The sequence below is a fragment of the Collinsella sp. AF23-2 genome (assembly GCF_003459245.1).
Classification (GTDB): domain Bacteria; phylum Actinomycetota; class Coriobacteriia; order Coriobacteriales; family Coriobacteriaceae; genus Collinsella.
The window spans coordinates 1-19,491 of record NZ_QRVG01000013.1 but is presented as its reverse complement, the minus strand read 5'-3'; the positions used below and the strand labels follow the sequence as shown (position 1 = coordinate 19,491).

The 19,491-nt window shown below is 57.6% G+C and carries 15 protein-coding genes; 3 read left to right on the top strand and 12 right to left on the bottom strand.

All coding sequences use genetic code 11. From position 1 onward, the window contains the following. Nucleotides 1-228: 228 nt before the first annotated feature. The 12 genes from DWY03_RS06430 to pflB form a co-directional block, all read right to left on the bottom strand. Nucleotides 229-861 carry a helix-turn-helix transcriptional regulator gene (locus DWY03_RS06430; RefSeq protein ID WP_117840222.1) on the bottom strand — a complete coding sequence of 211 codons (633 nt, stop codon included), beginning with the start codon at nt 859-861 and terminating at the stop codon, nt 229-231. A gap of 31 nt (nt 862-892) precedes the next feature. Beyond that, entirely contained in the window at nt 893-1,576 is a 684-nt protein-coding gene (locus DWY03_RS06425) for a DUF3990 domain-containing protein (protein ID WP_117840221.1), read from the bottom strand. Nucleotides 1,577-1,668: 92 nt separating this feature from the next. Continuing rightward, nucleotides 1,669-2,259 (bottom strand): ribosome biogenesis GTP-binding protein YihA/YsxC, encoded by a 591-nt coding sequence (gene yihA, locus DWY03_RS06420; protein WP_089572350.1) that lies wholly within the window; start codon nt 2,257-2,259, stop codon nt 1,669-1,671. A gap of 39 nt (nt 2,260-2,298) precedes the next feature. Then, the gene (gene mtnN, locus DWY03_RS06415; protein ID WP_117766538.1) at nt 2,299-3,039 is read right to left on the bottom strand and encodes a 5'-methylthioadenosine/S-adenosylhomocysteine nucleosidase; all 741 of its coding nucleotides are present in this window, start codon (nt 3,037-3,039) and stop codon (nt 2,299-2,301) included. A gap of 126 nt (nt 3,040-3,165) precedes the next feature. Next, entirely contained in the window at nt 3,166-3,984 is an 819-nt protein-coding gene (pflA, locus tag DWY03_RS06410) for a pyruvate formate-lyase-activating protein (protein WP_117766536.1), read from the bottom strand. Nucleotides 3,985-4,158: 174 nt separating this feature from the next. After that, nucleotides 4,159-5,013 (bottom strand): DegV family protein, encoded by an 855-nt coding sequence (locus tag DWY03_RS06405; RefSeq protein WP_231500802.1) that lies wholly within the window; start codon nt 5,011-5,013, stop codon nt 4,159-4,161. A gap of 276 nt (nt 5,014-5,289) precedes the next feature. Further along, nucleotides 5,290-6,732: a glycoside hydrolase family 32 protein gene (locus DWY03_RS06400; RefSeq protein ID WP_117840219.1), complete on the bottom strand. Its 1,443-nt coding sequence runs from the start codon at nt 6,730-6,732 to the stop codon at nt 5,290-5,292. A gap of 101 nt (nt 6,733-6,833) precedes the next feature. After that, nucleotides 6,834-8,285 carry a PTS transporter subunit EIIC gene (locus DWY03_RS06395; RefSeq protein WP_052044095.1) on the bottom strand — a complete coding sequence of 484 codons (1,452 nt, stop codon included), beginning with the start codon at nt 8,283-8,285 and terminating at the stop codon, nt 6,834-6,836. Between the two features lie 45 nt (nt 8,286-8,330). Further along, nucleotides 8,331-9,713 carry a family 43 glycosylhydrolase gene (locus DWY03_RS06390; RefSeq protein WP_117840218.1) on the bottom strand — a complete coding sequence of 461 codons (1,383 nt, stop codon included), beginning with the start codon at nt 9,711-9,713 and terminating at the stop codon, nt 8,331-8,333. A gap of 183 nt (nt 9,714-9,896) precedes the next feature. Next, nucleotides 9,897-10,907 (bottom strand): LacI family DNA-binding transcriptional regulator, encoded by a 1,011-nt coding sequence (locus DWY03_RS06385; RefSeq protein WP_231500803.1) that lies wholly within the window; start codon nt 10,905-10,907, stop codon nt 9,897-9,899. 301 nt (nt 10,908-11,208) lie between these two features. Continuing rightward, entirely contained in the window at nt 11,209-11,460 is a 252-nt protein-coding gene (gene grcA3, locus DWY03_RS06380) for an autonomous glycyl radical cofactor GrcA3 (protein WP_117583521.1), read from the bottom strand. Between the two features lie 85 nt (nt 11,461-11,545). Further along, complete coding sequence (pflB, locus tag DWY03_RS06375; protein ID WP_117629918.1) at nt 11,546-13,597, bottom strand: formate C-acetyltransferase; 2,052 nt, start codon at nt 13,595-13,597, stop codon at nt 11,546-11,548. 550 nt (nt 13,598-14,147) lie between these two features. On the opposite strand from pflB, the gene DWY03_RS06370 reads away from it, so the two are divergent. Genes DWY03_RS06370 through DWY03_RS06360 form a run of 3 tightly spaced genes read left to right on the top strand, consistent with a single transcriptional unit; the run spans nt 14,148 to nt 18,819 of the window. Next, entirely contained in the window at nt 14,148-14,597 is a 450-nt protein-coding gene (locus DWY03_RS06370; protein WP_117840216.1) for a MarR family winged helix-turn-helix transcriptional regulator, read from the top strand. Then, nucleotides 14,594-16,963, top strand: a complete 2,370-nt coding sequence (locus DWY03_RS06365; RefSeq protein WP_117840215.1) for an ABC transporter ATP-binding protein — start codon at nt 14,594-14,596, stop codon at nt 16,961-16,963. Before DWY03_RS06370 ends, DWY03_RS06365 begins: the two co-directional genes overlap by 4 nt. Further along, nucleotides 16,963-18,819 (top strand): ABC transporter ATP-binding protein, encoded by a 1,857-nt coding sequence (locus DWY03_RS06360; RefSeq protein ID WP_117840214.1) that lies wholly within the window; start codon nt 16,963-16,965, stop codon nt 18,817-18,819. Before DWY03_RS06365 ends, DWY03_RS06360 begins: the two co-directional genes overlap by 1 nt. The last annotated feature ends 672 nt before the right edge of the window (nt 18,820-19,491 follow it).

Sequence of the window (19,491 nt, the reverse complement as noted above, 5' to 3'; positions counted from 1 at the left end):
CATGAAGGCCCCTTGTCCTGCTCCTACGGAGCGACGGACAAGGGGCCTTCGCGCTGCGGAATGATTTTGAGGGAACATCCCGACCGTCCCTGCGCCTACCTTGCTGAGGATGTCTACAGGGACCCACGCTTTGAAGGGGCGCTGGGCCGATAGTTTGGCTTTTTATTGATAGGGGCTCTTGCTAGGCTGGAGCACTTCCTAGAGGCGGGCATCGGCTGCGTGCTTGGTTTACGCTGCGCTGGTTTCTTTGTATTCGAAGACTGGTTCTAGGAGGTCTTCGATATTGCAGTGGAGGGCTTTTGCTATAGCTCTTACGGTTGTTACCGAGGCTTCGTTGATGTTTCGTTGGCGCTGTTCGTACATTTGGATTGAGCGGAGTGATACGCCCGATTCGTATGCCAAGTCTTGTTGGGTTTTCTTAAGCCTCTTTCTTGCTAGTGCTAGCTTGGTTTGACGAGGTGTTTTCTTCGCCATATCGCAAACAAGACTCGCCACACGTTCCTCTGAGGCTTCATGCCAGGGGTAGTACAGGTTGCGCAGCGCGTCAAACGGAACGACATGCAGCAGATCTTCGAAAGACTCTCCTAGGCGCCACTGCAGGTATGCCAGCATCCAGCCCGCCCAATATTCCGGCGTCTTCTCAAATCGATAGGTGCAGTCCGGTATAGGCCCGTTTTGATAGCCCGACCTTTCGGCGATAAGCGCGAACAGCTCAACACCCGATTTTCCCGACACTACCCATGCATTGCCGCGCTCAAACTCTCGAGCAACCCCGCTCAGGCAAAAGAGTTCAGCAACTTCCGATCCTTCTGCTCCGTAATCGTTAACGGCATAGTCGAAGCAATCCCCGAGGTTGTTCATTGCGTCCTCAAGGTAATAGACGGGGTATGTCCTACTCGGCCCACAATCCGTTAACTCTTGGATCATTTAAATCAACCCTCCCTGCCATCAAATCCCTAATGTCGACACCATCAGAGTCAAATCCGTTTACCGTATCCAGGTACTTTCGTCGAGCGTTCTGTTCTCGCTCAAATCGTTTGGGATAAAACTCGGCTCCTGAGGCCTGCTTCCAATCGCGGAACCTGATCGCCGAGAACGCGCGCTCACTCATAAGCGCATATTGAATGCCCAAATCCCCCAAAAACATAATGCGCTGCAGTTGCCTGAGCGAAATCATGCCGTTAACGAACTGTCTTGCAAACGAAAAGTAGGAATCGTCAGCGCGATAGCCTCGAATGACGTCATAAGGAGAAATATCAATCAGGCAGTTGTCCAGCAAATACCGAAGTCCTTCGCGTGCCAGCGGCGTCGAGACATTAAACTCCCGGTTGTCGGCCAAAATCGCAAGCCAATTGAGGATTGAAAACTCCCCAGACTCTAAATCCAAGACCGAAAGGCCATCTAAATCAAGCTCATATCGATTGGCAATGCCATCAGACTCGGTTCGACATGCCCACTCCATTGCCATTTCCTCATGCGGTGTGCAATAAAACCCGCGCCCATAGTCATTGAATTGTCTGCATTTATCCAACGATGGATGATCAACAACAACGTCCGACCCATGCCAAAGCTCCATATCGACCTCCAAAAATATCACTTCAGTGATAGTTTACCAATAACTATCACTGAGGTGATATTGATAAGAGCTTTTGAGGGGCCGCGGCCTGACTAAAGGCAGGCCTCGGCGATGCGGCGCTTGAGTTCGTCGATGCCCACGCCGGTCTGGGAGCTTGTGATGATTACGTTCTCAGCCGGGACGTTGAGCTGCTTTTTGATGGCTGCTGCCTGGCGGGCCTGTTGGGTGCGGCTGAGCTTGTCGGCTTTGGTGAGGCAGACGATAAAGTTGAACTCGTTGCCCTGCAGGTAGTCGATCATGTCATGGTCGAGTTTACTGGGGTCGTGGCGAATGTCCACCAGCGACACAACCAGGTTAAAGCTGCGCTCTGAGTCGAAGAAGTCGCCGATAAGCTCAGCCCAGCGGTCGCGCTCGGCCTTGGAACGACGGGCGAAACCGTAGCCCGGCAGGTCCACAAAATGCACGTCGTCGGCCTCAAAAAAGTTGATGTTGCTCGTCTTGCCCGGCGTGCTCGAAACCTTGACCAGGTTCTTGCGGCCAAAGAGTTTGTTCATGATGGAGGACTTGCCCACGTTGGAGCGGCCGACGAAGCTCACCTCGGGACAGGTTGACTCGGGAATCTGCGAAACCTTGCCGTAGCTGGCGACGAACTTGGCAAGCTGGTAGTTAATTGAATCGGCCATGGACACTCCTTGGTCGTAGGTTCTTACAAAACGGGCGTGCTATTGCGCGGCGGCGATACGACGAACGATGTCAAGCGTGATGCCGCTCGCGGTGCGAGCGTACTCGTCCAGATCGAACTCGCGCTCGCAAAACGCGTCATATGCCTCGTCACAATTATCGCTGATAGCGCGCAGTACCAGGCAATCGACACCATTCTTGGCCGCGATGTGCGCAATTGCCGCGCCCTCCATCTCGACGCAATCGGCATGCGTGGCCTCAATCGCAGCGTTACGCATGGCGTCACCCGTAACAAAGCGATCACCCGTGGCGATAGTGCCACACAGGAACTGCTTGGGGTCCTTCTCCGCAGAAGTCTCATCCGCCGAGGCATCCACAAATCCATGCTCGGCAAGCACGGCGGCGGCAACATCAGCCAACGCCGGTGTCGAGACAAACTCCTCGAGCCCCGGCGCGGACTCGGCGATGAGTGCCGTATCGGTATCCAGATAGCGCAGGCACTTGCCTATAACCACGTCGTTAATATGGAGTTTAGGGTTTAGGCCGCCCGCAATGCCCGAAAACACAACGGCCTGCGGGGCGTATTTGCTGATGAGATGCTGCGTTGCGGCAGCGGCGTTCACGGTCCCCATGCCTGCCGTCGTGGCGACTACTGTCAGACCCGAAAGCCCACCGTTCACAACGGTCAAGCCCGCCTCCTGCGACTCATGCGTGCCACTCAGCTCTTCCTTAATCTGCGCAACCTCTTTTTCGAGTGCGCCTATGATCGCGATGGTTGCCATGCCATCCCCCAAATCCGTGCAAATTGCTTATCCACGGTATGGTACCAGCATTTTGGCTCAACCGTGTCAGCACCAAGCCGTTAGGCCAGTACAGCTCGGGTATCATAAAGGGGCAAAAATGGCTTGTTAGCCGATGGCCGACCTGAGCTCCGCACGGCGCTTTTTCATACCGGCCATAACGGCATTGCGCAGCTCGGGCATGCGCGCGGTATCCATCTGAGGTACGCCCTCAAGCTTATAGGGAATGCCCAGTTGCTCGTACTTGACGACACCCATCGTGTGATACGGCAGCATTTCCAGGCCCACCACGTTGTGCCATGGAGCGATGAGGCGACCGAGCTTCTCGCACTCCTCCACCGTGTCGGTAATGCCCGGCACCACCACGTGGCGGATAACGACCTTGATCTTGCGACGTGCAAGTTCATCGCCGAACGCCAAGATGCGTGCGGGATCGCAACCGGTCAGCTTTTTATGCTCGACCGGGTCGGCATGCTTAATATCGAGCAGTACCATGTCGGTCTCGTTGAGCACGGCATCGAACTTCTCGGGGTGGTTGGGGTCAAATGCATAGCCACAGCTATCTAGGCAGGTATGTACACGGCCATCGGGGTTGTTATGCATAGCACGAAACAGATCGGCCAAAAACTCGGGCTGCAGGAGCGGCTCGCCGCCGGACACCGTAATGCCACCGCTGCGATAGAACTCGTGGTTACTCTGGAACTCATCCATCAGGTGTTCGACGGTCACCATGGTGCCGCCGTTGACCGACCAGGTATCGGGATTGTGGCAATACGCGCAGCGCATGGGACAGCCCTGAACAAACACCACAAAGCGGATGCCGGGTCCGTCGACCGTTCCCATCGTCTCGATCGAATGCACGCGGCCAAGGGCAAACGCAGAGTCCTCGGGACGAGCGTCCACACCCTCAAGCGTCATTTCTGCCATTCGCGCTACCTTGCCTCTCCTTGGATGCAACCAATTAAAATGCCAGAGTCATTCTAGCCCATGCGTTTGCGTTTAAACGTCTCGGACTAGAACGGCACGTTTTAATCTATCCCCCATCACCATGGCTGGGGGCTACGTCGAGATGTCAGGCTGAAGAACGCTCGCCTGCGGCCTTTACGCCTTAAGCGTGAGCACCGCACCTAAGGCGGTCGGGCCGCAATGGCTCGAGATGACGCCGCCGACCTGAGTCCAGGTAACGTCCTTAAAGCCCAGATCATGCGCATAGACCTCCATGTCATCGCGCAGCTCCTGGGAAAGGCCCACCGAATACGCCAGGCCAATGTGCGAGTAGTCAATCTCGCCCTTCGCAACCATGTGGTCAATAAAGGCGCGGGCGCACTTGAGCATAGAGCCGCGGAACTTCTTGGTCGCCACGAACTTGCCGCCCGTCACCTCAATGCAGGGCTTAATCTTGAGCAGATGGGCGCCAAGGAATGCGACGTTGGACAAGCGACCGCCCGCCTTAAGAAAGGCAAGATCGGTAGGAACAAAGCCCAGCAGCACGCGGTCCATGACGGAATTCGTAAATGCAAAGATCTCGTCGACGGTGGCATCGGGGTGAGCCTCGATGTATTTGGCGGTCTCGACGACAACGAGCGACTGGCCTACCGAGACAAAGCGCGTGTCCATAGAGAACACGTAGTCGCGACCCTTGGCGGCGATCTTCGATGATTGATGCGAGCAGGTCGTGGCCTCGGAATACGCGAGATGCAGAATAGTCGCATCGGGCTGCTCAGCGTGAATGCGGTCGTACACGTGAGCAAAATCCGCAGGCGCGCAGCCGCTGGTCTTGGGCATCACGCCAAACTCGTTGCAGCGCGAATAAATCTCGAGCGGATCGATCGAGCCGTCCTCGACGGTCTCGTCACCAATCGTGACATGCATGGGCACGCGCACGATGCCGTAGCGCTCGCAGAGCTCCGGCGTCACATCCGACCCAGACTCAACCACGATTACGTACTTGCCCATTATTATCACGACCCATCTCGACATTGGCTTTTCAATACATGGCACGCGCCGCCGCACTGTTGCACAACGGCGTCCAAGCGCCAAAGAGACGCCGCCCCTTGCACACAACAAAGGACAGCGTCTCCCTGGAAAACTCCGTGCTTATCTAGGATTCCACACGGTTTATTAAGGAGGGTTACTTATTCCGCAAACGGTCGCTATATGCGGTAAGCGGTAGTTGGCCGCGACAACTGCGACACATTCCGTCCAGCAAATCCAATCGTGCTCCACGCACGGTTAATGCACGAGGCGGTAGAAATTCATCGATGCCGCACCCTCGGCGTGCAGCTCCATCGCCGGAACCGCCGGCGAATAGGTACGGCTCGTAAGTGCCGCCTCGCCGCCATTTGCAAAAATCTCGACCATCGTAGTGTCCGAAAGCACGCGCAGGTCGCGAAGCTCGCTGAGCTCGATCGACCTCTGGTCGCGCCCATAGCCTTCGTCACCCATGTCGAGGGTAAGCATCCCGTCTGCATAGCGCACAAAGACACCCTTGCGGATTTCGAGCTCGATCACCTGGGCGCCCTCACAGGAAACCACAAGATCAAACAGGCGGCCCGGCTCCTCAACGGTTTCACCGCCTGTCGCGCAAACGCAGTCGCCGCGCATCCTCTCAATCTCGTGCACCGGCTGCTGACAGAGCTTACCATCGCGCATGCTCAGTTTTCTCGGCACCGTCAACGCGCACTGCCACCCGCGTGCCACCGTCGGGCTTTTTGCCGTCGCATCGGGGCAACCCGACCACCCGATCATCAAACGCCGACCCGCAGCATCCTCAAAAGACTGCGGTGCGTAGAAATCAAAGCCGGCATCGACCATCGGGGGCATGCCCTGCCCGGCGATCTTAAAACTCGGCGCCTCCCAATCGGCCTCGATGGGAAACCACACGCACTGGTGCGGATTGCGGTAACGCCATCCATCGGCGGACACACCCTGCGGACAGCAAACGAGAATAAGCTCACCATCGAGCTCAAACAGATCGGGGCACTCCCACATAAAGCCAAACTTCTCGCCCAACTCAATGCGCGTCGCATAGCTCCAGTCCTCTAGATTGCTCGAGGTATAGACAAGCACGCAGCCGCGGTCGTCTTTCGTACGAGCGCCCAGAACCATGTAGTAGATACCATCGTGTTCAAGGATTTTGGGATCACGCACGTGCGTACCGATATCGTCGGGGTAATCGACCGGCCCAACAGCTATGCGCTTCTCGCCCAATTCGTCGGGGTTCTCGGCAACCACATGAATCTGGTTTTGCTCACGGCCCGTCAACACGTAGTCGTAATCATCGCGGTCAAAATGCTTGACGTTGCCGGTATAGAAGTAGTGAATCTTGCCGTCGTGTACAAAGGCAGAACCAGAATACGCTCCGCTCGAATCCAAATCGGAATCGGGGAACAGCACAGGGCCGCGATTCTCGTACGTCACAAAATCCTTTGTTGTCAGATGATTCCAAAGCACTGGACCGCCATGCGCAGCATCGAATGGATCGTATTGGTGATAGATGTGATACGTATCACCGATCTGCACCAAACCGTTGGGGTCGTTGAGCCAGCCAAGCTCAGGCTCCACATGGAACAGGAGCCTATCGGGGTCGGACGCGATGCGACCCGCCGTCTCATCCTGTCCGGCACGCCACTGCTCATAGTCCGCGCGTGTCACCTTATTTTTTTGATTAAACATCGCCGTTGACTTTCTCGTCTATGGGGAAGGACGCTCGACTCACACGAGTCGAACGCCCTTCCCCAAATGGACTTATCCTCAGATTACGCTGAACGGCTCAACTAGAAGCTGACATCAAAGCCAGCACCAGCGCCCTCTTCATCAGTGGTCGGCACGCCCTTTGCCTTGTTGTAGGCAAAGATCAAGACGATCGGCACGATAAAGGCGATGAGATTGCCAGCCACATACCACACGAGCGTCTCGGGCGTGACGATGAGCAGGCCAAGCACGCCGGTCAGACCCTGACCGATGGCGCGCACCTCAAAGAGCTTCACGAAGGCACCGCCGCAGCCTGCACCGATGCATGCGCAGATGAACGGAATAATCGAGTAGCGCATGTTTGCAGCAAAGATTGCGGGCTCGGAGATACCGACCAGCGTCGGGATAAAGGACGACATGCAAATGTTGCGCTCTTTGGAATGCTTCTTGTGAATGAGGTACATGCCGATGGCGCCGCCGCCCTGGGCGATGATGGAAACCGACCAGATGGCCTGGATGTAGTTGAAGCCGGTCGTGGCAACGAGGTTGGCCTCGATACCCTGGATGAACTGATGCGTACCGGTAACGACGAGCGGCTGCAGGAACGCGGCGAAGACAAAGGCACCAAAGACGCCCATCCTGTTGTACAGGATATCGATTACGCCGGCGAGGACGTCACCGATCAGGTTGCCGAGCGGGCCGAACACGGTGAACAGGGCAACGTTAGCAAGAATCAGGGTAACGGTCGGGACAAAGACGAACGAAACGACCTCGGGGATGTACTTCTGGGCAATCTTCTCGACCTTGGCCATAAACCAGGCAGTCAGGATTGCGGGGAACACACCGCCCTGGAAAGCAACCATGGGAATGGATAGCGGACCGAAGTTCCAGTACTCAGCACCCGTCGGGTCCATAACGAACGTGTTGCGGTTCATAAGGCTCGGGTGAACCATGACGATACCGACGAGGATGCCCAGGATCGGGTTACCGCCAAAACGCTTGACCGCGCTGTACATAACCAGGACAGGCAGGTAGTCGAACGTGGTGGCGATAATGGCAAAGAAGCTTGCGAGGTTCTTGAGGAACTCGCTGTGATCGGCGAGGCTGCCTTCCATGCCAAAGAGGCCGTTGGCAACGATCAGCGACTTAAGGCCGATGATGATTGCAGCGCCGACGAAGGCGGGAATGATGGGGATAAAGATGTCCGAGAATACCTTGAGGACCGAGAAGAACTTGCCCTTCTTGTCCGCCTCGGCGCCCTTGACCTCGGAAGCACTGATCTCCTTAACGCCCGTCAGAGCCATAAACTCATCGTAAACCTTGTTGACGGTACCGGTACCGAAGATGATCATGAGCTGGCCGCTGTTGTACAGCACGCCCTTGACGCCATCGATGTTCTCGAGCTCGGCCTTGTTGTATTTGCTCGTATCCTTGAGCACCAGACGCAGACGGGTCACGCAATGCGTGGCGCCCTCGATGTTCTCCAGTCCGCCGACGTTGTCGACGACTTGCTGGGACACTGCCTTGTAGTCCATGTTCTTCTCCATTCCTTTTCTAAATCATAAAACGGTTCGTTGCCGCTACAGAGACGCGATCGTTGCGTTTGCGCACTTGAGCGCACCGTCGGTGACGGTAAGCGCCACACCCTGGCCCTGCTTGTTGCAGAAGCGAGCGTTGAGCGCAACATCATCGACAAAGATGGTCGCGATGTCGTCGTCGACGACCAGACGCACATGGTGAGTGCCCTCGCCCTTAAAGAACAACGGACGCTCGAGGCCCATGTTGTTGACCTGGAACCACGGGTACTGGGGAGCCGGCGTGAACTCGAGCTTGCCCTCGCGCAGGTTGGCGCGGAACTCATAGGCAAGACCAGTCTCGGCGTCCTCGGCGAACTTGACCGAGAAGCCGGCAGCGTTACCGCCGAGCTCAATGTCGGCATCGAGCAAGTAGGTGGAGCCGGCATCCGCGGCGAGCACCTGCTCGACCTTGCCCGACTCGCAGGAAAGCTCAAAGGTCTCGACTGCCTTAGCCTCGCCAAAGGCGCCAAGCATGCTGTCGGGGAGCTTGGTGCCGAGCGTTCCGTCGGCACGCTGAACGATCTCGAGGGGCATAAAGGTGCCACCCCATAGGTAAGAGCTGGGGTCGCCGCCCTCGTCACGCGTAGGAACCCAACCAAAGAGAACGCGACGCTCGCCATCGAATGCGGTGCGAGCAGCGTAGTACGCGCGGCCGTCGAAGGAGTCGTCAGCGGGGGTAATCCAAGGACCGTTGATGGACTTGGACATGCGGTAACGGGTCTTGTTGCCGTCGCTGTACTCGGAAAAGACGAGGTACCACCAGTCGCCCATCTTAAAGAGATCAGGCATCTCAAACATGGTGTACAGGCCCGGGTTCCACCAGTCGCCCTGGAACTCCCAGTTGGTCAGATCCTTGGAGGTGAACTTGACCAGGCGGCCGGTCATCAGACGCTTGTCCTCGCCCACACGCGTGCCGAGGATGAGCATGTACTCTTCGTTCTCCTCATCCCAAAGCACAAAGGGATCGCGCCAGTTGCGGTCATCGTAACCCTCCTGGGGCGGAAGCAGCGTCTCGGCGATGTTCTTCTCCCACTTGACGGCGTCGTCGCTCGTTGCGTGAAGAAGAACCTGCTTCATCAAACGTGCGCGGACCTTATCGCGATTGCAACCAGTGTAGAGCGCATGGTACTTGTCGCCCACCTTAAACACCGTGCCGGCATAAATGTACTGGTCGACTTCCTCGTCGCCGCCACGCTCAAGGCTCTCGCCAAAGTCCTTGTAGTTGACGAAATCCTTGGTCGTAGCGAGTGCCCAGCCAAACGGCTCTCCGAAAGGTTCGGGGTTACGCGTGTCACGCTGATGATAGAGATAGAACGTGCCGTCCTCGCCGTACGGCATGATGTCGCCTACCCAAATTCCCTCAGGATGGTAATACACCTTGTGCATCCGAGACTTCCTTTCCACGACATACTAACTCGGTACAATGGCAAGATATGTCAATCGTTTTCATATGTCAAACGTTTTCACACCAATACGTCTTTTCGCAGTTCCAGTCGTCGGCAAACGGTTGACATATGCCGGTGAACGGTCATCAGAGGCGTTTGAGGAATTCTTTTGGCACGGGATGAACTACGCGGTTTTGCCCTCAATGAGTTCAACGGGGAGCTCGATATTCGATTCGGGATTATCGCCGTTAATAAGAGCGATGATGGATTGCGCCGCGAGCTCTCCGATGCGATCGATATCTTGACGTACGGTTGTTAAGTCAGGCATAAACGTCATAGTGCGGCGGGCGCCATCCGCGCCCACGACCTTAATATCATCCGGAGCGCTCAAGCCGCGCTGCTTCATAACGTTGAGGCAGATGGCCGCCATCGTGTCGTCTCCCGCAAAGATGCCGTCAATATCGGGGTTCTCATCGAGGATCTTCGCAACGACCGCACTCTTTTCGTCGTCGGACTTAATGAACTCGACCTCGCGGACAAGCGCGGGCAAACCGGCCTGCTCCACAACATCGTAGTAGGCATCGGTACGCTTATTGGCAGGCATACGCATGCGGCTATTGCTGCGCAGGCACAGGATACGCCTGCAGCCGTCATCAATCAGACGGCGCGTGGCGAGCTCGCCAATGCCGTAGCTGTCACTTGCAATCTGGACAGAGCCCTCGCCAAGATCGCAGTCGATGCCAACCAGGCTCAAGCCCATCTCGGCATATGCCTCGGCACCGATATTGAGGGAGTTGACGATGACGCCGTCGACCATATTGCGGCGGAGCATGTCAATATAGGAACGCTCAAGATCGGGTCGATTGGCGCTGTTGCACAGCAACATCTTAAAGCCGTTTTCCGCTAACGTGCGCTCGACCGCCTGCACAACCTGAGCATGGAACGGGCTGCTCACAAAGGGAACGATCATACCGATAAGATTCAGGCGACCGTTGAGCATGGCACGGGCGATATCGTTGGGCGTATAGTTGATGCGCTCCATCGCGGCATGGACCTTATCGCGGGTCTCTTGGCTAATATAGCCGCGATTATTAAGCACGCGAGATACCGTAGTAGGCGAAACCCCCGCCACCGCTGCAACTTCCTTGATGCCAGGCTTAGCAGAATCCTTAGAACGAGCGCCCTCGCGAGCCATAGCACCCTCCCCCATCAACATGTCAAACGTTTACATACGAACAAAGCATACCCCAACAACAGCGGGAAGACGGTAACAGCACAAGTAAGTAAACGACTCATCCAAATAATTAGGAGAGTTCCGCCTAAAGGGTGACTACACAGGACCCCCGCCGGGCCGCTTTGGGTTACTTTCCAAAACATTTCCGCAGGACGCAAAGGGCTCCGCCGCGCGAAGCGCGCAGCGGAGCCCTTTGCATGTCCGAGGACGTTTTGGAAAGTAACCCAAAGCGGCCCGGCGATCCTGCGGGAGTTAAACCCCTTTAGAACTTGTCGTGGAAGGTACGCGAAATGACCTCGTCCTGCTGCTCCTTGGTGAGCGTGTGGAAGTTCACGGCATAGCCGGAAACGCGGATGGTCAGCTGCGGGTACTTCTCGGGGTGAGCCTGAGCGTCAAGCAGCGTCTCACGGTTGAAGACGTTGATGTTCAGGTGGTGGCCACCCTTCTCGGCGTAAGCGTCGAGCATGTGGACCAGGTTATCGGCCTGAGTCTCGGAAACTTCAGAAACCTTCATAATGTGTCTCCTTCGATCGATAGGCGCCGGCCGAAACCGGCGCGCTAATCAGTAATCGTTATTGTTAGTATAGCACTAACAATAGTTACTCGCCCAGCTGATCAAGGTCGATATCGCCAAAGAACACCTGGTCCTCCTTGCCGAGCGCACCCGGGATGATGGAGAAGGTGTTGGAGATGCCGTCCTGAGCATCGCGGAACGGGAGCTTGGAAACCGAAGACAGCGAAGCGATGGCGCCGTGGCTATCGCGCTTGTGCATGGGGTTAGCACCCGGGGCGAACGGCTGGCCAGCCTTGCGGCCGTCGGGCGTGGAGCCGGTCTTCTTACCGTACACGACGTTGGAGGTAATGGTCAGAACCGAGGTCGTGGGCACGGAATTGCGGTAGGTGTCGTTCATGCGGATGTACTCCATGAACTGGTGCACAACGTCGTGAGCGATCTGGTCGACGCGGTCGTCGTCGTTACCGTACTTGGGGAACTCGCCCTCGGTCTCGAAGTCGACGATGATGCCGTTCTCGTCACGGACGGGGTGGACCTTGGCGTACTTGATGGCGGACAGGGAGTCAGCCACGACGGAAAGGCCAGCGATGCCCGTAGCGAACCAGCGGTGCACGTGCTTGTCGTGCAGAGCCATCTGGATGCGCTCGTAGCAATACTTGTCGTGCATGTAGTGAATGATGTTCAGCGAGTTGACGTACACGCCAGCGAGCCACTTCATCATGTCGTTGTACTTGGCCACAACGTCGTCGTAATCGAGCGTATCGCCCTCGACGGCGCGATACTTGGGGCCGACCTGCTTCTTGGAGACCTCGTCAACACCGCCGTTGAGTGCGTACAGCAGGCACTTGGCCAGGTTGGCGCGGGCGCCGAAGAACTGCATCTCCTTGCCGATGCGCATGGAGGACACGCAGCAGGCGATGCCGTAGTCGTCGCCGTGGTAAACGCGCATGAGGTCGTCGTTCTCGTACTGGATCGAGGAGCTGGCGACAGAAGTCTTGGCGCAGAACTTCTTGAAGTTCTCGGGCAGACGGGTCGACCACAGAACGGTCATGTTGGGCTCGGGGCTGGTGCCCATGTTCTCGAGCGTGTGCAGGTAGCGGTAGCTCATCTTGGTAACGAGCGTACGGCCGTCAACACCCATGCCGCCGATGGACTCGGTGACCCACTGCGGGTCGCCGGTGAACAGGGCCTGGTACTCGGGGGTACGGGCAAACTTGACCATGCGGAGCTTCATGATGAAGTGATCCACGAACTCCTGGATCTGCTCCTCGGTGAAGGTACCGTTGGCAAGGTCGCGCTCAGCGTAGATGTCGATGAACGTAGAGGTACGGCCGATGGACATAGCGGCGCCGTTCTGCTCCTTAACGGCAGCGAGGTAGGCGAAGTACATCCACTGGATGGCCTCCTGCGTGTTGGTAGCAGGGTTGGAAATGTCGAAACCATAGGTCTCGGCCATCATCTTGAGCTCGCCGAGGGCGCGGATCTGCTCCTGCAGCTCCTCGCGATCGCGGATGTTGTCGGCGGTCATGACCGTCGGGGTGGAAGCCTTCTGGGCCTCCTTGTCCTTGATCAGGTAGTCGACACCATACAGGGCGACACGACGATAGTCGCCGATGATGCGGCCGCGGCCATAGCCATCGGGCAGACCGGTGATGATGTGGGCCGAACGGCAGGCGCGCATCTCGGGGGTGTAGACATCGAAGACGCCGGCGTTGTGGGTCTTGCGCTCGAAGGTGTAGCGCTCGACAACGTTCTCGTCGACCTTGTAGCCGTGCTGGCTGGCGGCCTGGCAAGCGATGCGGATACCACCGTTGACGTGCAGAGCGCGCTTGAGCGGCTTGTCGGTCTGGAGGCCGACGATGGTCTCCTTCTCGCGGTGGGCGTTATCGATGTAGCCAGCGGGGTGGCTCACGATACCCGTGACGGTCTTGGTGTCCATATCGAGGACACCGCCCTGCTCGCGCTCCTTAAGCAGCAGGTCGAGAACCTCGCCCCACAGCTCCTTGGTACGCTCGGTCGGGCCGGCGAGGAACGACTCGTCGCCCTCGTAGGGGGTGTAGTTCTTCTGGATGAAGTCTCGGACGTCAACCTCTCCCGTCCAGATGCCTTCCTTGAAGCCTTCCCATGCCTCCTGCATTGTGTAACCACGCTCCTAGTTACGTGTAATGCGGCGCTCTCTCACACCGCTGCTTATTGAATTCTTGAATTATCGGCTTGCACTACCGGCTTCTTCCGTTCTTCACCACACGTTGGTACAGGGAAAAACGTTTGTCCACCTTGGAACTGCAACCCAAAACCCAAGATTTCACCCGTTTGAGAAGGATAACATAGCTACCCCCTTCATCAGGGCTGTTATATGTTTCTTTTTTTATACCATTAGGGCGTTTTTAACAAATCCGCAGGAAATGCGAGCGCGAACAACTACCGTTCACCGATTTGTTTGGTATTTTTCCTTGCCTTTGTACGACGTTCACTCTAGCTGTTATGCCAGCTTTAGCAGGGTAAAGCGCCTCTGAGTAGGCTTTAGGACATGCCTAACGATCTGCCCCAAACTTTACTGGCACCGACGGTGTACGGAGGTCGCCTAAAGGTAGTTTTCTAGGCATGTCTCAAAATCTACCGTATAGGGCGCGCGTGCAGGGGTATCATCTTTCACCGAAAATAGTTTCTAGTGTTAGGGGTTTTCGGTGGAAGATACCGATTTCCATGAGCTTGGGAGTCAGCTCCTTACCGAGTTTGGCGGCATTCACCAGCGCGTTTCGCGCTTTGTGGACAAAGCTCTCAGCGGCGAGATGGCTGTCATGCGCGCCCTTATGCTCGCTGGCGGTTCGCTCACGCCGAGCGAACTCGCTGATCGCGCCTGGGTCTCGAACGCCCGCATTGCCAATATCCTACGCGCTCTCGAAGCCAAGGGCTGGGTTGAGCGTGAGCACTCAAAGACCGACCGTCGTCGCGTACACGTCATAGTGACCGACAAGGGATTCCAGGATCTCGAAATCAAACGCCGGGAATTCGAGGACCGCACCGCGGCTTTCCTCGAACAGCTCGGCGAAACAGATACCCAAGAGATGGTGCGTCTTCTAAGGCGTGCCAACGAAATTATCGACCACAATCAAGAAAGGAGAGATGCCGAGTGAGGATTCTCAAGCTCTTTAAAAAGCATGTCCTGGCACTGCTCGCAGCTATCGTACTTATCGTAATCAGCTGCAACGCCGATCTGGCGCTGCCTACCTATATGAGCGACATCGTCGACGTGGGCGTGCAGCAAGGCGGCATCGCCTCGCCCGTGCCCGACACCATTCGCGCCGAATCGCTCGACGACCTCGAACTCTTTATGAGCGCCAAGGACGCCAAAGCTGTGGAGGCCGTGTTTAGTAAGGCGGACAATAACGGCATTCGAACGTACAAGGGCACCGAGGAGGAGCGCGGCGATGGCGACAAGATTGCCGACATCATGAGCCTGCCTGAGACCGTCGTGCTCGCCTTCAACCAGGGCATTGACGCCGACTCCATGGGCGACATGACCGGCGCATCCACCGAGGCAAGCGATGGCGGCGCCGCTCAGGCCATGCTCACCCCCGAGCAGATGGCAGCGATGACGCCCGAGCAGCTCGCCGAGATGCAGCAGAAGGCCGCAGCCGCGCAGAGCATGCAAAAGCAGATCGACGCCGACGGCGGTAAGATCACCATGAAGAGCCTGCGCCTAGGCGTTGAAGGCGGTCTTATCGATCAGGGCAAGCTCGTCGAGGGCGCCAACGATATGGCTGACAAAATGGGCTCCATGTCGGGCTCCATCGTCACCCAGCGCGCCGTGAGCTACGTGCAGGACGAGTACAAGGCACAGGGCATCGACCCCGCTGACGTGCAGAACGCCTACCTGGGCCGCATGGCGACCACGATGTTTGGTCTGTGTCTGGTGTCGCTGGTCGCCACCATCCTGACCGGCGCCGTGGCTTCGCGCACCGCCTGCTCCATCGCCCGCGACCTGCGCCGCGAGACCTTCAACAAGGTTATGCACTTCTCGCCGGCCGAGGTGGGCAAGTTTAGCCAGGCCTCGCTCATCACCCGCTGCACCAACGACATTCAGCAGATTCAGATGGCCGCAACCCTGTTTATCCGCATGTGCCTGATGGCTCCCGTCATGGGCATCGTCGCCGTCATGCGCGTCCTGGCCAACCATACCGGCCTGGAGTGGACCATCGCTGTGGCCATCATCGCGGTTTCGGCTGTCGTCGGCGTGCTCATGGGCCTCACCATGCCCAAGTTCAAAAAGATGCAGAGCTTTGTGGACCGCGTGAACCTTACCGCCCGCGAGCTGCTCGATGGCCTGATGCCCATCCGCTCGTTCAACCGCGAGGAGCATGAGCTCGAACGTTTTGACAAGGCTTCGCTCGACCTGATGACCACGCAGCTCTACACCAACCGAGCCATGAGCTTTATGATGCCGCTCATGATGCTCGTCATGAACTGCATCACCGTACTTATCGTCTGGTTTGGCGCGCAGGGCGTGTCCGACGGCGTGATGCAGGTCGGCAACATGATGGCGTTTATCTCCTACACCATGCAGATCGTCATGGCGTTTATGATCCTCACCATGGTTTCGGTTATCCTGCCCCGCGCCGAGGTCGCAGCCGAGCGCGTGGAAGAGGTCATCACTTGCCCCACCAGCATCAACGACCCTGTCTCGCCCAAACTGCCCGCGGCCAGCGCGCCGCGCGGTGAGCTCACCTTCCGCGACGTGAGCTTCCAGTATCCCGATGCCCGCGCCGACGTCATCAGCGGCGTAAACTTCACCACGCACGCCGGTCAGATGCTCGGCATCATTGGTTCCACGGGCTCGGGCAAGTCCACACTTGTGCAGCTGATTCCGCGCCTGTACGACGTCACGGGCGGCAGCATTTCGCTCGACGGCATCGACGTGCGCGACATGACCCTTTCCGAGCTGCGCCGCCGTATTGGTTACATCCCGCAGCAGGGGCGCCTGTTCTCGGGCACCGTCGAGAGTAACCTCAAGTTTGCCGGCGACATGGTGAGCGACGAGGACATGCACCGGGCGGCACGCATCGCCCAGGCCGAGGACTTTATCGCCGAGCGCGAGGGCGGCTACGACTCCCCCATCAGCCAGGGCGGCTCCAATGTTTCGGGTGGTCAGCGCCAGCGTCTGGCCATCGCCCGCGCGTTGGCTAAAAAGCCCGAGGTCGTGGTGTTCGATGACTCGTTTAGTGCCCTCGACTACAAGACCGACGCGCGCCTACGCGAGGAGCTGGCCAAAAACGTTACCGACGCCGCGCTCGTGGTCGTGGCCCAGCGCATCGCGACCATCATGCACGCCGACCAGATCATCGTGCTCGACGACGGCCACGTAGTGGGCACCGGCACGCACGAGGAGCTGCTGCGCAGCTGCCCGGCGTACCTGGAGATCGCACAGTCGCAGCTTTCCGCCGAGGAGCTGGGGCTTACCCAAGAAGAAATTGCAGCCGTCATGGAAGGAGGCGAGCGCTAATGGCAGACGAGACCAAGACTCAGATTCCCAAGCCCACCCGCCAGCGTGGTCCCATGGGCCGCATGGGCGGCATGCGTCGCGGCGAAAAGGCCAAGGACTTTAAGGGCACCATGAGGCAGCTGCTCGGCTATATTGGTCAGCACAAGATTGCCGTGTTTACCGCCGTCGCCTTTGCCGTGTGCTCGGTCATCTTTAACATTGTGGGGCCCAAGGTGCTCGGTCAGGTTACCACCAAACTGTTCGAGGGCTTAGTTGCCAAGGTCAACGGCACCGGCGATGTCGACTTTGCCTGGATTGCCAAGACGCTCGGCTTTTTGCTCTGCCTGTATCTGGCGAGCTCTGTTTGCAGCCTCATCCAGGGTTGGCTCATGACCGGCGTCACGCAAAAGATTTGTTATCGCATGCGCAAGGAGATCGCCGCCAAGATCGCCGTCGTGCCGATGAGCTACTTCAACGGTCACAGCAAGGGCGATGTGCTCAGCCGCATCACCAACGACGTCGATACGCTCGGCCAGTCGCTCAACCAGAGCGTGACGCAGCTTATTACGTCCGTCACGCAGATTATCGGCGTGCTCGTCATGATGCTTTCGATCAGCCTGCCGCTCACCGGCGTCACCGTGCTCACGCTGCCGGCCGCCGCGATTATCTTGATGGTGATGATTCACTTCTCGCAGCCGTACTTCCGCGAGCAGCAGCAGGTCCTGGGCACCGTCAACGGCATTATCGAGGAGGATTTTGCCGGCCAGAACGTCATTCAGGTGTTCGACCGCGCCGAGGCTTCGATCGAGGAGTTCGACCGCCAAAACGACCGCCTCTTTATTAGCGGCTGGCGCTCGCAGTTCCTGTCGGGCCTGATGATGCCGCTTATGAGCTTGGTGGGTAACATGGGCTACGTGGGCGTCGTCGTGGTGGGTGCGCAGCTCGCGCTGACCGGCAATGCCACGCCCGGCGACATCCAGAGCTTTATCCAGTACGTTCGCAACTTTACGCAGCCCGTGCAGCAGCTGGGCAACGTGAGCAACACGATGCAGTCGATGGCAGCTGCCACCGAGCGCGTGTTTGAGTTCCTGGCCGCGCCCGAGGAAGAGCAGAAGGCCGACGCGCAGATTCCCGAGAAGCGCCCCGGTCACGTGGAGTTCGACCACGTCAAGTTTGGCTACGCGCCCGACAAGACCATCATCCACGACTTTAGCTGCGAGGCGCAGCCCGGCCAGACCATCGCCATCGTCGGTCCCACCGGTGCCGGCAAGACCACGCTCATCAAGCTGCTGCAGCGCTTTTACGACGTGGACGGCGGTTCGCTGCGCGTCGAGGGCGTCGACGTGCGCGACTGGGACCGCGCGGCGCTGCGCGGCGAGTTTGCCATGGTGCTGCAGGATACCTGGCTGTTTAACGGCACCATCCGCGAAAACATCCGCTACGGACGCCCCGATGCGAGCGATGCCGAAGTCGAGGCCGCCGCACGCGCCGCACGCTGCGACCACTTTATCCATACGCTCGCCGGCGGTTACGACTTTATGATCAACGAGGAGGGCACCAACCTGTCGCAGGGTCAGCGCCAGCTCGTGACCATCGCCCGTGCCATTTTGGCCGACCGTCCGGCGCTGATTTTGGACGAGGCGACTTCCAACGTCGATACCCGTACCGAGGAACTCATTCAGCGCGCCATGGATGCGCTGATGCAGGGCCGCACGAGCTTTGTCATCGCGCACCGCCTGTCCACGATCCGCAACGCCGACGTGATCTTGGTAATTCGCGACGGCGACATCGTCGAGAAGGGCACGCACGACGAGCTGCTCGCCCAGGGCGGCTTCTACGCCGATCTGTATAACTCGCAGTTCGACGAGGCGGCGTAAAAACCGGCGGCAAACAACCGCAATGCCCAAAGAATGGGGGCGCAGGACAACCAGCGCCCCCATTTTTCGTTCTGCGGCCCTTGGACCGCATCCCCTGGAGCCGAATTGACGGTCCTTTCCAGCCCCTGTGGGCAAAAAATGGCAAATATGAGTACTGTTACCTTTTTAGTAACAGCCAAAACGACCCAAAACACCGCTCTTGTAGCTTGTATGCACCTCCACATTGCTCAATCAGCTCTGTATCAGGCTTATATGTACTAGCGTTAATGAACATATTTACTTTATGTCCATTATTTTGTGGGAACAATATGGCACTACAGCAGCAACAGTACTCATATTTGGCATTTTTTGCCCACAGGGCTTGGAGAACGCCCAACAATCTGGCAATACCAGCAAGCAAACCGCGTCCGCTGGCGCAAGGAGTTTCCCCAAGTGCCAGCACATAAGGAACGTCCCCAACTGCCAGGTTTGAAAGGTAGTAATGGACGTTCTTAAACGACTAGTCAAACAACAAGAACGTCCCCAACAACTACTTATAAACGGCAGACTATCCACTCTCATTCTGCGAGCACTCATTTAAGTCTGTCCCCAATGAGTGCCCCGGAGCAGGACAACTCCGCAGGTAGAGGACGGACAGACACTATGACCCAATCCGAGGGCACTAAAAAGATA

Excerpts from the sequence above, each read along its gene's own strand:
- mtnN (WP_117766538.1), bottom strand. The coding sequence starts at position 3,039 with ATGGCAACCATCGCGATCATAGGCGCACTCGAAAAAGAGGTTGCGCAG.
- DWY03_RS06360 (WP_117840214.1), top strand. The coding sequence starts at position 16,963 with ATGGCAGACGAGACCAAGACTCAGATTCCCAAGCCCACCCGCCAGCGT.
- DWY03_RS06390 (WP_117840218.1), bottom strand. The coding sequence starts at position 9,713 with ATGCACAAGGTGTATTACCATCCTGAGGGAATTTGGGTAGGCGACATC.
- DWY03_RS06395 (WP_052044095.1), bottom strand. The coding sequence starts at position 8,285 with ATGGACTACAAGGCAGTGTCCCAGCAAGTCGTCGACAACGTCGGCGGA.
- DWY03_RS06405 (WP_231500802.1), bottom strand. The coding sequence starts at position 5,013 with ATGGGCAAGTACGTAATCGTGGTTGAGTCTGGGTCGGATGTGACGCCG.
- DWY03_RS06400 (WP_117840219.1), bottom strand. The coding sequence starts at position 6,732 with ATGTTTAATCAAAAAAATAAGGTGACACGCGCGGACTATGAGCAGTGG.
- DWY03_RS06385 (WP_231500803.1), bottom strand. The coding sequence starts at position 10,907 with ATGGCTCGCGAGGGCGCTCGTTCTAAGGATTCTGCTAAGCCTGGCATC.
- grcA3 (WP_117583521.1), bottom strand. The coding sequence starts at position 11,460 with ATGAAGGTTTCTGAAGTTTCCGAGACTCAGGCCGATAACCTGGTCCAC.
- pflB (WP_117629918.1), bottom strand. The coding sequence starts at position 13,597 with ATGCAGGAGGCATGGGAAGGCTTCAAGGAAGGCATCTGGACGGGAGAG.
- DWY03_RS06430 (WP_117840222.1), bottom strand. The coding sequence starts at position 861 with ATGAACAACCTCGGGGATTGCTTCGACTATGCCGTTAACGATTACGGA.
- pflA (WP_117766536.1), bottom strand. The coding sequence starts at position 3,984 with ATGGCAGAAATGACGCTTGAGGGTGTGGACGCTCGTCCCGAGGACTCT.
- DWY03_RS06425 (WP_117840221.1), bottom strand. The coding sequence starts at position 1,576 with ATGGAGCTTTGGCATGGGTCGGACGTTGTTGTTGATCATCCATCGTTG.
- yihA (WP_089572350.1), bottom strand. The coding sequence starts at position 2,259 with ATGGCCGATTCAATTAACTACCAGCTTGCCAAGTTCGTCGCCAGCTAC.